At 62.9% G+C, this 14141-nt stretch carries 13 protein-coding genes and 2 tRNA genes; 9 read left to right on the plus strand and 6 right to left on the minus strand.

What is annotated here, in order from left to right; genetic code table 11:
- The first annotated feature begins 43 nt into the window (after positions 1 to 43).
- From GN330_RS09400 to GN330_RS09410, 3 genes are all read left to right on the plus strand, one after another.
- Positions 44 to 976, plus strand: coding sequence for a TerC family protein (locus GN330_RS09400; RefSeq protein ID WP_156712421.1), 933 nt, complete (start codon positions 44 to 46; stop codon positions 974 to 976).
- A gap of 201 nt (positions 977 to 1177) precedes the next feature.
- Positions 1178 to 1429 carry a hypothetical protein gene (locus GN330_RS23590; protein WP_156712422.1) on the plus strand — a complete coding sequence of 84 codons (252 nt, stop codon included), beginning with the start codon at positions 1178 to 1180 and terminating at the stop codon, positions 1427 to 1429.
- Positions 1423 to 2220: a tetratricopeptide repeat protein gene (locus GN330_RS09410; protein WP_156712423.1), complete on the plus strand. Its 798-nt coding sequence runs from the start codon at positions 1423 to 1425 to the stop codon at positions 2218 to 2220. Before GN330_RS23590 ends, GN330_RS09410 begins: the two co-directional genes overlap by 7 nt.
- 121 nt (positions 2221 to 2341) lie before the next feature.
- Here the strand turns inward: GN330_RS09410 and GN330_RS09415 are convergent, their stop codons facing one another.
- On the minus strand, positions 2342 to 2632 hold the full coding sequence (locus GN330_RS09415) for a hypothetical protein (RefSeq protein WP_156712424.1): 291 nt from the start codon (positions 2630 to 2632) through the stop codon (positions 2342 to 2344).
- A gap of 130 nt (positions 2633 to 2762) precedes the next feature.
- Positions 2763 to 4697, minus strand: coding sequence for a sensor histidine kinase (locus tag GN330_RS09420; RefSeq protein WP_210252319.1), 1935 nt, complete (start codon positions 4695 to 4697; stop codon positions 2763 to 2765).
- Here GN330_RS09420 and GN330_RS09425 point away from each other — a divergent pair.
- A complete protein-coding gene (locus tag GN330_RS09425) occupies positions 4686 to 5387 on the plus strand; it encodes a LuxR C-terminal-related transcriptional regulator (protein WP_197435105.1) in 702 nt (233 codons plus the stop codon). The two genes, GN330_RS09420 and GN330_RS09425, sit on opposite strands and share 12 nt — an antisense overlap.
- A gap of 218 nt (positions 5388 to 5605) precedes the next feature.
- On the opposite strand, the gene GN330_RS09430 is transcribed toward GN330_RS09425, so the two are convergent.
- Positions 5606 to 6004, minus strand: a complete 399-nt coding sequence (locus GN330_RS09430; RefSeq protein ID WP_156712427.1) for a hypothetical protein — start codon at positions 6002 to 6004, stop codon at positions 5606 to 5608.
- 689 nt (positions 6005 to 6693) lie between these two features.
- Between GN330_RS09430 and GN330_RS09435 the strand changes: the two genes are divergently transcribed.
- On the plus strand, positions 6694 to 7467 hold the full coding sequence (locus GN330_RS09435) for a GGDEF domain-containing protein (RefSeq protein ID WP_156712428.1): 774 nt from the start codon (positions 6694 to 6696) through the stop codon (positions 7465 to 7467).
- A gap of 68 nt (positions 7468 to 7535) precedes the next feature.
- Here GN330_RS09435 and GN330_RS09440 read toward each other — a convergent pair whose 3' ends face one another.
- From GN330_RS09440 to GN330_RS09450, 3 genes are all read right to left on the minus strand, one after another.
- Positions 7536 to 9581, minus strand: coding sequence for a LamG domain-containing protein (locus tag GN330_RS09440; protein ID WP_156712429.1), 2046 nt, complete (start codon positions 9579 to 9581; stop codon positions 7536 to 7538).
- 145 nt (positions 9582 to 9726) lie between these two features.
- Positions 9727 to 10740 carry a hypothetical protein gene (locus GN330_RS09445; RefSeq protein ID WP_156712430.1) on the minus strand — a complete coding sequence of 338 codons (1014 nt, stop codon included), beginning with the start codon at positions 10738 to 10740 and terminating at the stop codon, positions 9727 to 9729.
- A 286-nt stretch (positions 10741 to 11026) separates the two neighbouring features.
- Complete coding sequence (locus GN330_RS09450) at positions 11027 to 11881, minus strand: TrmH family RNA methyltransferase (RefSeq protein WP_156712431.1); 855 nt, start codon at positions 11879 to 11881, stop codon at positions 11027 to 11029.
- Between the two features lie 240 nt (positions 11882 to 12121).
- Here GN330_RS09450 and GN330_RS09455 point away from each other — a divergent pair.
- The 4 genes from GN330_RS09455 (at position 12122) to tuf (ending at position 13995) form a co-directional block, all read left to right on the plus strand.
- Positions 12122 to 12206: transfer RNA gene (locus GN330_RS09455), tRNA-Tyr, on the plus strand.
- A gap of 25 nt (positions 12207 to 12231) precedes the next feature.
- A tRNA-Gly gene (locus GN330_RS09460) sits at positions 12232 to 12305 on the plus strand.
- A gap of 111 nt (positions 12306 to 12416) precedes the next feature.
- The gene (locus GN330_RS09465; RefSeq protein ID WP_156712432.1) at positions 12417 to 12701 is read left to right on the plus strand and encodes a hypothetical protein; all 285 of its coding nucleotides are present in this window, start codon (positions 12417 to 12419) and stop codon (positions 12699 to 12701) included.
- A 118-nt stretch (positions 12702 to 12819) separates the two neighbouring features.
- Positions 12820 to 13995, plus strand: a complete 1176-nt coding sequence (gene tuf / locus GN330_RS09470; protein WP_156712433.1) for an elongation factor Tu — start codon at positions 12820 to 12822, stop codon at positions 13993 to 13995.
- Positions 13996 to 14141: the final 146 nt, after the last annotated feature.

A 14141-nucleotide genomic window follows, 5' to 3' on the forward strand; every position in this document is an offset into this window, starting at 1 on the left:
CGACGACAAACGCGCTCACGCGGCGCAACGCGCAGCCTTTTCGATGATTCAACATGAGTGGCTCTGGCCCGGATTTCTGGCCTTCGTCGCGTTGATTCTTTTCCTGGACCTTTTTGTATTGCATCGTCGCGATCACGTGATTTCGGCGCGCGAGGCAGGTTTCACCGTTGCCGGCTACGTGTCGCTGGCGATGATCTTCGCCGCCGGTATCTTTTATTTCGCCGGCGCCCGGCGCGGGTCGGAATTCCTCACCGGCTATCTGGTCGAGCAGGCCTTGTCGCTCGACAACATCTTCGTGATCGCGCTGATCTTTTCCTATTTCCGGGTGCCGCCCGAGGCACAGTATCGGGTGCTGTTTTACGGCATTGTCGGCGCCATCGTGATGCGGCTGTCGCTGATCGTTCCCGGCGTCAAACTGGTCGACCAGTTCTTTATCGTCGGCATGGCGCTCGGCGCGCTGCTGGTCTTTTCCGGTTACAAGATGATGATGTGCGGCGATGACATGATCGATCCGGGCGAGAGCCGGGTGGTGAAATTGCTCAAGCGGACCGGGCGCGTGACCGACGAATATCAGGGTGCGCGTTTCTTCGTCCGGCGCGGCGGCCTATTGTTCATGACGCCGCTTTTCGTGGTGCTCGCCACCGTCGAGGTGACCGATCTGGTCTTCGCCGTCGATTCGATCCCGGCCGTGCTCGCCGTCTCCAACGACCCGTTCATCGTCTTTTCCTCGAATGTGTTCGCCATCATGGGGCTGCGCGCGCTGTTTTTCGTGCTGGCCGGGATGATGCGCGAGTTCCACCACCTCAAGACCGGCCTGTCGCTGGTGCTGATCTTCATCGGCGCGAAAATGCTGGTGGCGCATTTTTACGAAATCCCCGCCACCGCGGCGCTGCTGGTGACGGCGATGTTGATTGTCGGTTCGGTGGTGGCTTCTGTTCTCACGCGCGAGAAAAAGGGCGGCGAAGCGCGCGGCTGAAGGGTGGAATGTTTGATCTCCACCTTCTGTGGTCCGCTTTGTGGCGTTTCGGCAACACTCTCTCAACAAGCTTTGATGTATACCGGTGCTGGCGGGAGGATTGCCCCGATCCCGCCATAAACAGATCGCAACTCGTAGGGTGTCGAAACGCCTGCCGTAACCAGCGGCCGGAAGCGCCGCCAAAGGGTGGCGAGGACACAGATGGACGCCAAAAAGACCGTCGGAGACAGTTTTCGCTTTGCCGCCAGGCGCGGATCGGTGCCGGTCGCGTCGTTGTCGGCTGGCGCTGTTGAATGCGCAGTCCGGCGCAGGCCTACGGTGGCCTTTGACGGCGGGTCGGAACAATATGCGACGACTATCCGTATCAGCCTGCCGCGCGGATGGGCGCGTGGCCTTGGCAAAGAGCGGACCGTGTCGCTTACAGAAAACAAAAGAACCTTTTTGTCATGCTGATTACCAGTCGGGCCGTTCCGGTCCTTGTCAGTGCGTTTGTGTGGGTGTGCGGAAGCGTTGGCAGCGCCTCCGCGCTCGATCCGAACACGGTACAGGAAAAGGACACCAGCCCCTGGGCCGTGTTCCGTTTGGGCTTCTCCGCCTACAAGCAGGGACATAAGGAAGAGGCGATCGAGGCCTATCGCTACGCGGCCGAGAAAGGCCAGCTCGGCGCGCGCTGGAAGCTGGCGCGCATGTACGCGGAAGGCGACGGGGTCGCGCGCAACGATTACGAAGCCTTCAAGGCGTTTAGCGAAATCGTCCGCCAGGACGTTGCGCCGGGCAGCCCGGAGGAAAGCTACGTGTCGGATGCGCTGGTGGCCGTGGGCGGATATCTGCGCCGTGGCATACCCGGCACGCCGGTCAAGCCGAACCCGTCCGCCGCGCAGGAATATTACATGCGTGCGGCCGCCAATTACCGCAATCCGAACGCTCAGTACGAGATCGGCAAGATGTTCCTGTCCGGAGAAGGCGTGCGCTCCAGCGTCCGCCAGGCCGGACGCTGGCTGCAGCTTGCCGCCGAGAAGGGTCATGCCGGCGCACAGGCGACGCTCGGCAATCTGCTGTTTCAGAGCGGCAAGGTCGTGAAGGGGCTGGCGATGATGACGGCCGCGCTCGAGCGCGCGGCGCCCGTCGACCAGAGCTGGATTCGCGGCATGCAGGAAGAAGCTTTCTCGCTGGCCGGTGAATCCGACCGGCGTACCGCGATCGCGCTCTCCCAGGATATCATCCGCAAGGGGCTTGGCCGGTAGGCAGCCGCGTGCCGCCGGCTAAGACGCTCAAGCGCGGGGCGGCGTCGTTCATCGCCGTGAGCACGCATGCCGGGCCGGGGCTGCAACGGGTTTCGAACGGCAGGCGCTGCGGCGCGCGCTTTCAATCGCCGTCGGACGATTGCGATACCGGATGCTTGCTGGCAGTCGGCGCGCGGGTCATTTCGGGCGCGAGCAGGGTGGTCGGACAGCCGTCCTCGATCTTTTGCCACGACGTGTTGTTCAACACCTTGCCGCAGCGCGCTAGCCAGGAGCCGCTTGGCAGCCGGAGGCACACCACCGACCCCTCCGCATAGCGGGTGCCGTTGGCAAGACAAGTGCATTCCGGCTCGGCGAATACCGGCCCCGCGGCCAGCAACGCCGCGACGGCAAAGCAGGTGCGCAGCAGTCTCATGATGACGCAGGCTAGCACGAAAGGCGGGTTTCACCAATTCAGGATCGGTCTCCTGGCCTTCTCTGGATCGCGGTTTTGATGTCTGCCGACCGGTTGGAGCTGGTTTCGGCAGGGCGCCTCGCGCGCGGTTTCACCCGGGTTGCTCTTGCTGAAACGGGATCGTCACGCCCAGGGCGGTGCCGGTGTCGCCTTTGCTGAGGAGTTCGAAGTCGTAGCCGTAACGCTCGGCCAGTTCGACCACGATCGCGAGACCATGACCCTCGCCGTCGCTGACGGTGAAGGCGCTGTCCAGCCGCGCGCCGCGCCGACAGGCCTGCTTGAACGTCTCGGACGTGAGGCCGGGACCGGTATCGTGCATTTCGATGCGGCATCCATCCTTCAACCGGCGTACGCCCAGGAGAAGCTTGCCAGAGGGAGTGTATTTGATGGCGTTCGACACGAGGTTGGAGACGATCCGCATGGCCGCCAAGGCGGGAACGGGCGTGACGAGGCTGGTCGCGACGAAGCGGAAGCGAAGCCCCTTGATCTCGGCGTCGGGTACGAACATTTCATGCACGCTGCTCAGGATTTCGCCGAGATTGATCTCGTCGCTAGTTTTGCGGACCTGGTTGGGGGCGGGGCCCTTGAGGTGGTCGGAGACGAGCGCTTCGAGATAGTCGAAACTGTCGTAGATGTCGGCGTAGTTCTGCGTCGGTCCGGCTTTTTTGTCGCTCATCACCCCCTGCACGGCCAGGCGGAGCGCATGCAGCGGCTGACGGATGTCGTGAACCGTGTTTTCGATGTGCTGCTTGTGTTTGGTCGTGGTTTCCAGGGCCAGTTCGTAGCGTGCTTCCAGATTGCGCAGACGCGTGTTCATGTCGAGATTGCGTTGGGCCTGCTCCAGGCTCGCGCGCAGCGCCTTTTGCCGTTCTTCACGCAACTGATGATAGCGGTCCACGATCGCAAGGCCCATCATGACGGCATCGAATATCATCACCACGCGCATGCTGTCGTGCTGGAATTCCTGTGTGACCTCGATCCCGAACCAGTGGCGCGCCATCATCAGCATGGCTGACCCCGTCGCCCCCAGCCAGGCAAAGACGTAAAAGCGAACCTGCTTGAAGCGATGGCGCGCGGCCAAGAGCGCGGCAACGGTAAACAGCGCGACTGCGAACAGCACGACGAGGATGAGATATTTCTTGATCAGCCGGGGCTCGACGAAGAGGCCGGACACCATCATCGTCGCCGTGATGAGGATGACGGCAAGCAGGAACTTGTCGACGACGCGATGATATTTCGGCGTGTTGAGAAAAATCCGCGCGTAGATCGCGCCGAAAACGGCGTAGGAGCCGCCTGCGACGACCGAGGCGTAGCTGTTGAAGGCCGGCAGGCCGGGCCACAAATACTGGAAGGCGACACCGTCGACATGCATGATGTAGACCAAGGTGGCGGTGGAATAGGCGATGTAGGCGGGGAAGATCGGATGGCGCAGTACGATGCCTGCCAATAGCGCCGCGACGATCAGGATCACCATCATGCCGTAATAGATGAACTGCTTGGCGGTCTGGCGGGTCGAGACTTCCGTGAAGCTCTCGGCTGTCTCGATGGCGAGCGGCAGATAGGTCGCTCCCTCGGTCCAGAAACGGACATAGACGGTGGCTGCCTCGCCCGGTTTCAAGGATAGCGGTACCACCACTTCGGGATGCGCGACGGGACGCGTGGAAAAGGCCGAATCGTGGTCCTGGGCCAAGGGGTGGGTCGTCCGGCCGCTGTCATCGACGATGTAGACGTGGAATATCTGCTTGAAATTCTCCTTGAAATGCAGGCGCCAATCGGCGGTCCGGGCGGCGACGTTTTCTAGCCTCAGGCGCAGCCACACCATAGCGTCGGAATAGCCTACATCCGGTACGCGCGTGGCAATCGGTGAAAAGGGGTCGGGGCTTTCGCTCTTGACGTCGGCGATCGTCAGCGAATGATCCTCGTCCAGAAGAAGGTCGATATATTTGCCGACCGTGTCCGGATCGACAGGGCCTTCGAGCGTAAGCGTCCGGTCCTGAGCCTGGGCGATATGCAATTGGCACAGCACAGCGAAACATGCCAAAAACGGCAGGCTGTACCATTTGCGGTTCAAGTCAGCGGCTTTCGGGGGAGGGGCGGCATTCCTATCAGCATAGTCATTGCCGACGATCATGCGCTGACTGTCGGTGGCACGCGCGCGGCGATCGAGGCGATGCACGAATTCAAAGTCGTCGGCACCGCCGGCAACGGTATCGAAGCCATTGCGCAGATCAAGCGCCTGTCGCCGGACTGCGCCGTGCTCGACCTCGTCATGCCCGGCGCCTCGGGACTGGAAGTTCTGCTCGAGGCGCGGCGCTGGAGCCCGAAAACGAAAATCGCTATCGTGACCGGAAGCCCGTCCGCGAAAACCTTGCGGCGACTGATAGAAGCCGGAGCGGCGGGCCTGTTTTTGAAATCCGGTGCGGTTGAAGAGTTGTGTCAGGGACTTCGAGACATCGTAGCGGGCCGAACCGTCGTTGGAGCGGGCGTTACCCATTGCATCGCGCAAGACGCGGCCAATGACAGTCTGACGCGCCGCGAGACGGAAGTGCTGCAATGCATCGCGCGCGGATTGTCCAACAACGGTATCGCCGAGCATCTGGGCATAAGCGCCAAGACGGTCGACAACCATCGCACGAACCTGATGCGCAAACTCGAGGTGCATTCAACCGCCACCTTGTTGGTTCGCGCCATGCGCGATGGACTCGTCGAACCGTAGACTGCAACACGAAGCCGATCGCATCAATTCAGGGGCAACGTCCTCCTGCCCGGCAGGCTGGCGGGCGCAGATCGGCCTGACGTGCAAATCCGTTGGAGTCCAGCCCGTTTCGCGTATCGTGCGGCGATCGTTCCCTGGCGCTTTCTTGTCCGAGCCGTCGGCAAAGAAGGTGGAGGCCCGCCGGGAGTGCTCTTGCGGCGGGCCGGAGTATGATGGGATCAGTCGTTCATCGTGACGCGGCCAAACGGTCCGTTCCACACAAAGCTTTTGCGCGACGTGACCCGGACCGAATAGCTGCCGGACCCGTATGTGTTGCCGCTGCGATGGCGGTAGATTTGCGAAAAGTTCCGCCCGGTTTTGGAATCGACCCGGATAATCTCGCCGCTGCGCGACACGAAAGCCCTGATCTTCTTGCCGCTGCCGTCGCGGCCATTATAGAAGGAATTTGCCTGCAGCAGGATGGTCGGGCCGGATGGTTGCGGCTGCGGTTGCGGTTGCGGCTGGGGCTGCGGCGCGGGCCCGACGCCATTGCCGGGCGGCGTCACGGTGCAGCCAGCCAACGCGATGCCGCCCAACAGGCTCAGGAAAGTTCGGCGTCCCAAATATTCGTTCGTCATGGTTTAGCTCCTCATTAAACCGGAGCCGAACATGACGTGGCGGCATGCGCCCCGCCATGGGGCGAATCCCTCAATTGATTAGCTTCCGTTAAATCAGCAAAATGCCGATAGTCGGCGTTTCCAGAAAACCGACGGACGCTCGCGAAACGCTCCGTGCCGACCAATCTTGCCGGATTTTCCCGGTGCCTGCTGGTCGCCGAATATCCGCGCGAGGGCGTTTCAGGATCCGTGTTGGCGCCGAGCGAGGCGTTTTAGCCACGCCCGTGTGTTTCGGCGCATCATTGCCCGGTGCTCGGATTTTTGTCGGTCCGTTACCGCATCGCTTTGCGCCGCGACGGGAATTTCGCCCCACGGCGTCCAGCGCGCAGGCCTCGATTGCGTCTTCATGCGGGTGATGTCGTTCACGGTCCTTGCCTCGCGTCGTCCTGGCTAGCGATGTGGCAGGCAAACGGTTCGTTTTTGCGGCGGCGGGGTGACGGATTGCGGGATATCACCAGCTTGTGAGTAGCGGTCTCGCGAGACGACGGTCCGCCGCGAAAGTTGGCGTCCGCGGCGCTTTTTGGCGAACCGCGTTGTCGGCAAGCCGGCAAACCACGCGCCGGATCGCTCGATTTTGAACGTTCCCCGGCAATGTCCGGTAAAGATTTTGTTCCTATAATTCGCAGTCTCGAACGAACGGCCGGCCGATCATGATCGACTTATCGCCTACAAGCAGGACCAGGGTCTATCTACTGACCGTTCTTGGCACGCTGGTCTGCATGTTGCTTGCCTTCGTCATGGATGGCTTTTCGGTTGAACATGGTCGATGGCAGTTGGGCGATCGCTGGATCAACAATCTCATCATCCCCGCCGTGGTGGCGCCGCCCTTTTTCTATTTCCTGTTGACCAAGCTGCGCGAATTGTCGCTCGCTCACGGCGAACTGCTCACCGTTGCATCCACCGATTCCCTCACCAATTGCCTCAATCGCAGGGCGTTTTCGTCGCTGGTCGATGGATATCTCAGTCGGTTTGACGAAGTCAGGGAGTCGGGAAACGGAGCGTTGCTTGTTCTCGACGTGGATCGCTTCAAGGCCGTCAACGACCAGTTCGGCCATGAAAGCGGCGATGAGGCGCTCAGGCTGATCGCGGCTGTTATCCAGTCCAGCGTGCGTGATCTCGACCTCGTGGCCCGTATCGGGGGAGAGGAGTTCGGCGTCTTTCTGCCCGGCCTCGATCTGCACCAGACAATAGCGATTGCGGAACGGATTCGAGCCGCCGTGCAGGCGGCGGAGTTCGCTCCCGCCGGCGAACGGCATGATCTGTCGCTGAGCATTGGCGGGGTATCATTCATCCCGCCGGCAACATTTTCCCAGCTCTATCGCAACGCCGACCGGCGGCTCTACGCCGCCAAACATGCCGGCCGCAATCGGGTGGAAATCGGCTCACTCGGCAGCCTAGCCGGACAGGATGTCGGCCTGGCCTGATCGCAGGCGATATGCGACCGGCCGCGGTGCCGGCCCGCCGTCCGGTGGACCGGTCATACTGCGCCGGTTCAGCAGCCGGCCGGGCGCTCGTTCCACACGGTGACCACCGAGGCGACCGAATAGACCACCTTGGCCAGGAAATAGGCGACCTGGAGGGCGGCCGCGCCCGGCACCAGCAAGGAGGCCACGCGCAGCCCGATCACCGCCACGTCCCACCAGCTCAGCTGTGCCAGCATCAGCTTGCCCACGGTGGTGATCCAGCCGAACTCGTACAGCAGCCGCATCATCTGCAGGAAGCTGTTGGGTGTGACGCCGGCATTGAAGATGGCGCTTACCTGCGGCCAGAAGCCGACCGTGTTGATGCGCTCGCCGAGCCAGTTGGTCACGGGCCCGGCGCGGATGATCGGTCCGAACACGGTGTAGACGCCGATCAGCACCGTCACGATCAGCCGCACCTTCCACACCGTGCAGTCGTCGATCTCGTCGCGCGCGGCGCGGAAGATTTCCTCGTGGCCGTCCCGGGTGACGAGCACGAGCACGTGATCGTCGCCATCGAATTCGTGCAGGACCTGGAAGGCCGGTTCGGGATTGGCTATCGCGTCGTCGACCGCCGTCTGGAATTCGCGCCGCAGCCGCTGGTGCTCGCCATGCGGCAGGCTGTTCGGCAATTGCCGGGCGAAATGTTCGACCCAGGCACGGGTGTTGTCGGCATTCGGCACCTCGGCCGGACGGTAAGGTTCCGTCGGCTCGGGCATGCCGACCATGCGGGCGTTGGAAAAACGCTTTTGCGGGCGCGGCGGCGCCCGCCGGTGCAGCACGTCTTGTTCGGTGGCGCCGTCGGAAACGGGAATGGTGCGCAGCACGACGAGATCGGCGCCGCGCACCAGGGCCATCGGATTGCCGTCGACAAGATCCTGAGCCAGCGGCGGGGTGGAGAAATTGTAGTTGGCCAGGCAGGAGGTTTCCGTGGTCGGGTCGTGATACATCCATTGCTGGATGTCGGCTTGTGCCAGCGCGGTATTCCACACGCTCAGGAACTGCATGTAGCCGTTCATGTTCATGAGCTGGTTGGCGGTGGCGCTATCGTCGGCCGCGCCGAGGATGACGTCGCCCTGGGCTAGCGCGGCGATGGCGCCTGCCGTGCCGCTGCCTGCCGAAACGCCGTTGACATAGAGGGTCTGCGTGCCGCTGCCGCTGCCGGAATCGTAGGCATAGGTGTAGCCGATCGAGTACCACAGATTGGACTGCAGCTTGGTCGACCCGGAGGTGACGCTGGCGCCCGAGGTGCTGCCGCGCCGGCCCACCACCGTGCCGTCTGTGTCGACGTAGAGCACGATGCCGCTTTGCTGGTTCAGATCGCCATTGCACAAGATGGCCTGCTGGGTGCCGAGATCCTGCAGCCGGATCCAGGCCAGGATGGTGTAGTCGTCCGTGCCGCCGCCGCCGGGATTGACGTCGGTGTCCTGGAGCGGCTGGCAATAGGCGGTGCCGGCATAAAGCAGGCACGGCGCGGTCGCTTCGGAGCGCGCCCCGTTCATCAGCGTCAGCGAGCGGTCGTTGGGCGAGACGTCCTTGGCGGGATACTCGTAAAAGGCATAGGCCGCCTGCAGCCCGGTGCCGCTGGTCAGGTAGGTCCATTCATTGGCATAGATCTCGTCTTGCTGGCGGGCGACCGACCATAGCCGCACGTAATGGCAATAGGCCTGCAGGTCGCGGCCGATCACGGCCGGGTTCTGGTTTGCCGGCGGCGGAGTGAAGGAAAACGAGGACTGCACGCGCAACAGCCCGTTGACATAAAGCGACAGGGTCTGGCCGTCATAGGTGACGGCGACGTGGAAGTCGGTCTCGGTGTTGAGGGTGTCGCCGGTCTCCAGCGGCATGGGCTGGCCGACGAAGCTGGCGGAAACCTTTTGCCCCCGGGTCTTGAAGGAAAACTGGCCGGGCTTCTCGAACAAGGTCGAATCGGGACACAGCCCGTTGAACTTGAACCAGCCCTCGATGGTGAAGGCGGAACGGTTGGTGAAGTCGATGCCGATATCGGTGCCGAGATTGACATAGGCTTCCGCGTTCAGGGAAAGCGTGACGGATTGTTCGGCGGGCGGCGTATAGGTCATGGCTGTTGCCTCCTGGGGCGCGGGGTCCCGTACGAAGCGCCTGCGCCGACCGCAGGGATCCCGCGCGTAACCGATTGGTGCGGAAGACGGGCGTTCAGCGTACGCCCGTCGGTTCAACGGCGCGCCGGAGCCGGCGCGCGCGCTGTCATGAATCGACCACGATGTTGTAGGTGCCCAGCCGCACCATCGTGCCGCTGACCTTGTCGTGCAGTTCTTCCGGCAGTCCGATCTCGGCGGGGGTCTTGGCGTGGCGGAGCAGGATCTCCTGGTCGTGGGAGCCGACGATGCGGTTATAGGTAATGTCGATGGTCGCGTCGGGCGGCCAGGACTGACCGGTGGGCAGGCGGACCGTCGTCACCAGCCCTGACGAGAAATGCGCCGGCAGGCTGTTTTCGGTATAAAGATACCAGGGATTTTGCTGGGTGACGGTGCCGGAGGAGTCGATCGGCGGATTGGGGCCGGCTTCGGAACAGACCAGGCTGACCGTGGTGCCCTGCGGCAGGTTGCGGGCCTCGACGGTGAAGGCGTAGAGCTCCTCGGTGTCGTCCAGGTTCTGGAAGGCGGTGGTGACCTGGTAGCTCGGCGGTGAGGCGTTCGACAGCACCGAAACGTTGCGCCAGGCAATCCCCGGATTGTCGACGACCCAGCCGACGAACCCGCCGGTCGAGTTGAAATCGTCGGGAATCGGATTTGGATTGGCGGCGGTCACCACCTGGGAGACCAGGCAGTAATGATAGCCCGTTGGCGGGGCGGGCACCGACCATTGAAAGGCCGATTCCCCGACCACGATCTGGTTGGCCTGGCTGGCGCTGACATTGGAATAGTTCTGGCCCGGCGTGGCCGTCGGCACCTTGTTGTTGCGCCACTCGCTCGGCTGCGACAAAAGGCTCGACTTCACCCAATAGAGATAGATCTGGCCGTTGGCGGCGCCGCTGGCAAGGTTTTTTCCGCGCGTGTAGATGTAGTTGATCTCGTTGGCGACGAGGTTCTTGCCGGGATTCTGGTCGTAATTGTCGACGAAGAACGTCTGCGGGTCGCCTACCGTCTGGTTGCCCCACGGGATGACGTCCGGCGAGTGATAGGCGGTGCGGACGCCCGAGGGAATCTGTCCGGTGTCGTCGAGCGCGTCGCGCATGAAAATGTCGTCATATTGCGTCATGAAAGCCTCCCGTTTCGCGCGTTTGCCGCGGTCTGTGCGCCGCTTGCAGCCGGGACACGAAACCTCGCGCCGTCGCCCGTTTGCGGGCGAAGGAGGGGGGTGGGCCGCTTGGCGGTCCCGGGCCATTCTCTCTCATAGGTTGTGCGATCGAGAGCGTGCACGAAAAGCCGTCTTCCTGCAACCAAAAAAGCGCTAGGACGACCTGCTACAATCTCTGCGTGTCTTGAACGCCGATCGCGGGCGCGTGCGCCAGCGCCGCCGGAACCGGCTCCCGGTCCGGTAGAGCCTAGCGTTTGGCGAGATGCCGCTGCGCGGCATAAAGCGACACCGCCGCGGCGTTGGAGACGTTGAGGGAGTGGATCGGCCCCGGCATGGTCAGCCGGGCCAGCCTGTTCACGGTCGCCCGGGTTTTTTGCCGCAGGCCCTTGCCCTCGGCGCCGAGCACCAGGGCGATGCGCTGACCCTCCAGACTAGCCTCCAGTTCGTCGGGGCCTTCCGAATCCAGGCCGACGGTAAAAAAGCCGGCCTGATGCAGCGATTCCAGCCCGGCGGCGAGATTGCGCACCGCGATCAGGTCGATGTGCTCGAGCGCGCCGGAGGCGGATTTGGCCAAAACGCCGGATTCGGACGGGCTGTGGCGGGCGGTGGTGATCAGCGCGCCGGCGCCGAAGGCGACCGCCGTGCGCAGGATCGCCCCGACATTATGGGGATCGGTGACCTGGTCGAGCGCCACGACCAGGCGCGTGTCGCCGAGGGCCGACAGCGGTTTGGGCGCCAGCGGTTCGGTTTCCAGAACCACGCCCTGGTGCACCGCATCGCCGCCGGCGATCCTGTCGATGGCGCGCGGTTCGGCGAGCTCGACCGCACAGGGCAGGGCGTCGATGTCGGCGATCTCCAGCCGTGCCAGCGCATTGCGTGTCGCCAGCAATTTGTGGATGGTCCTGTCGGGATTGGCGATCGCGGCGCGCACAGTGTGCAGCCCATAGAGATAGACGCGGCCCTCGGGCGGGGCCGATCCCGGTTCGCCGGAGCTGGGCCTGGGGCGCGGCGCGGCGCCACCGGCCTTGCGGTCGCGGTGGGCGCGGCGCAGCCGGGCGTAATGGGTATCCTTGGCGGAGCCGGATTTTTTATCGTCGTTCATGCCGCCTCTATATCGCCAGTGCGGTCCCGTGCCTATGGCCCGGTTGGCCCAAATTCGAGCGCCCGACGAAGAATTCCCGGTTCTCTTCGTGGGGGCCACGGTGCCGACGGTTTTTCGGGCGACGTTTCGGTTGACACCGCCAGACCATCCCGCCATAAGGCGCTTCGCGGAATTTCGGGACGGCAAACGACGTTCCCGAAGGCGCGGTAAGATCCGCGCTCCAGGCTCCGGCGCAGCGACGGAGGGGTGTCCGAGTGGTTAAAGGAGACGGACTGTAAATCCGTTGGCTATGCCTACGCTGGTTCGAATCCAGCCCCCTCCACCACCGCCCACCGGAAGCCTATCGGACCGCGGGTATAGCTCAATGGTAGAGCAGCAGCCTTCCAAGCTGAATATGCGGGTTCGATTCCCGCTACCCGCTCCAGACCACGGCGACCGTTAGCGTGAAAAACAGTTCCGTCTTGGAAAAGCCGCAATTGCGGCGCGGCAATTCGAGCTGCCCGCGCCGTGCGGGTTTCGTTGAGGTTGCCCATAGATGAGTTCCGATAATGGTGTGCCGGCCGCGATCGAGGCCGATTTGCGCAGACGCCGGGTGATCACCGCGTCGAGCTTGGCCGGCTTTGTGGCGGTCACCATCCTGATCTGCAGCCAGATGGCGACGGTCGAAATCGTGACCGTGTATTCGCTGGCCTCTCTCCTGCATTTGCCTGCGACCGTGCTCACCGTGTTGTCGGTGCTGGTCGCGGTGCCGTCATTGTGGCTTTTCTTTCAGGTAGCTCGTTTGGCCTTCGAGGCCGAAACCGCGCCCGAAAACAACTGAGCGACGGGCCGGGCGGCATGCTGCCCGAGCCCATTTCGCCCTTGTCTTTTGCGGCCTTTGTCGCTAATCGCCCCCAATCCGAACCGCATTCCAGTTCTGATCGCCAGGGAAAGAGACAATGGCAAAAGGTAAATTCGAGCGTAATAAGCCTCATGTGAACATTGGCACGATTGGTCACGTTGACCACGGCAAGACGTCGTTGACTGCGGCGATCACGAAGTTTTTCGGCGAGTTCAAGGCGTATGACATGATCGACGCGGCGCCGGAGGAGAAGGCGCGCGGGATCACGATTTCGACGGCGCATGTTGAATATGAGACGGAAGCGCGGCACTACGCGCATGTCGACTGCCCCGGTCACGCGGACTATGTGAAGAACATGATCACGGGCGCGGCGCAGATGGACGGCGCGATTCTGGTTGTTTCGGCGGCCGACGGCCCGATGCCGCAGACGCGCGAGCACATTTTGCTGGCGCGCCAGGTTGGCGTTCCGGCGATTGTCGTGTTTTTGAACAAGGTCGACCAGGTTGACGACGCGGAGCTTCTGGAGCTGGTCGAGCTTGAGGTGCGCGAGCTTCTGTCGATTTACGAGTTCCCGGGCGACGACATTCCGATCGTGAAGGGATCGGCGCTTGCCGCGCTTGAGGATTCCAACAAGGAGATCGGCGAGGACGCGATCCGCGAGTTGATGAAGGAGGTCGACGCCTATATCCCGACGCCGGAGCGTCCGGTCGACCAGCCGTTCCTGATGCCGATCGAGGACGTGTTTTCGATCTCGGGCCGCGGCACGGTGGTGACGGGACGCGTCGAGCGCGGCATCGTTAAGGTCGGCGAGGAAGTCGAGATCGTTGGCATCCGTCCGACGACGAAGACGACGGTGACGGGCGTTGAGATGTTCCGCAAGCTTCTGGACCAGGGGCAGGCGGGCGACAATATCGGCGCGCTTTTGCGCGGTGTGGATCGCGAGGGCGTTGAGCGCGGTCAGATCCTGTGCAAGCCGGGTTCGGTGATGCCGCACACCAAGTTCAAGGCGGAAGCCTACATTCTGACGAAGGAGGAGGGCGGTCGCCACACGCCGTTCTTCACCAATTACCGTCCGCAGTTTTATTTCCGCACGACGGACGTGACGGGCGTGGTTTCGCTGCCGGAAGGCACGGAGATGGTGATGCCGGGCGACAATGTGACGGTGGACGTGGAACTGATCGTGCCGATCGCGATGGAGGAGAAGCTGCGCTTCGCCATCCGTGAAGGCGGCCGCACGGTCGGCGCGGGCATCGTCGCCTCGATCACCGAATAGGCACAAACCGGTCTGGCGCGGGCGCGGCAAACCCGCCGCACTCCGCCAAACAAGGACAATATCCATGAACGGACACGGGGCGGCCCTGCGGCCGCCCCTCATCGTTTTAAGGGTTCGAGCGCGCCATCGGTCAGGTTCGGCGGCAA

The sequence above is a fragment of the Nitratireductor arenosus genome, from assembly GCF_009742725.1.
GTDB lineage: Bacteria > Pseudomonadota > Alphaproteobacteria > Rhizobiales > Rhizobiaceae > Mangrovimarina > Mangrovimarina arenosa.

Bases quoted from the DNA above. Each gene is read 5' to 3' on its own strand.
- GN330_RS09400 (WP_156712421.1), top strand. From the start codon at position 44: ATGATTCAACATGAGTGGCTCTGGCCCGGATTTCTGGCCTTCGTCGCG.
- GN330_RS09410 (WP_156712423.1), top strand. From the start codon at position 1,423: ATGCTGATTACCAGTCGGGCCGTTCCGGTCCTTGTCAGTGCGTTTGTG.
- GN330_RS09450 (WP_156712431.1), bottom strand. From the start codon at position 11,881: ATGAACGACGATAAAAAATCCGGCTCCGCCAAGGATACCCATTACGCC.
- GN330_RS09415 (WP_156712424.1), bottom strand. From the start codon at position 2,632: ATGAGACTGCTGCGCACCTGCTTTGCCGTCGCGGCGTTGCTGGCCGCG.
- GN330_RS09445 (WP_156712430.1), bottom strand. From the start codon at position 10,740: ATGACGCAATATGACGACATTTTCATGCGCGACGCGCTCGACGACACC.
- GN330_RS23590 (WP_156712422.1), top strand. From the start codon at position 1,178: ATGGACGCCAAAAAGACCGTCGGAGACAGTTTTCGCTTTGCCGCCAGG.
- GN330_RS09430 (WP_156712427.1), bottom strand. From the start codon at position 6,004: ATGACGAACGAATATTTGGGACGCCGAACTTTCCTGAGCCTGTTGGGC.
- GN330_RS09435 (WP_156712428.1), top strand. From the start codon at position 6,694: ATGATCGACTTATCGCCTACAAGCAGGACCAGGGTCTATCTACTGACC.
- GN330_RS09440 (WP_156712429.1), bottom strand. From the start codon at position 9,581: ATGACCTATACGCCGCCCGCCGAACAATCCGTCACGCTTTCCCTGAAC.
- tuf (WP_156712433.1), top strand. From the start codon at position 12,820: ATGGCAAAAGGTAAATTCGAGCGTAATAAGCCTCATGTGAACATTGGC.
- GN330_RS09465 (WP_156712432.1), top strand. From the start codon at position 12,417: ATGAGTTCCGATAATGGTGTGCCGGCCGCGATCGAGGCCGATTTGCGC.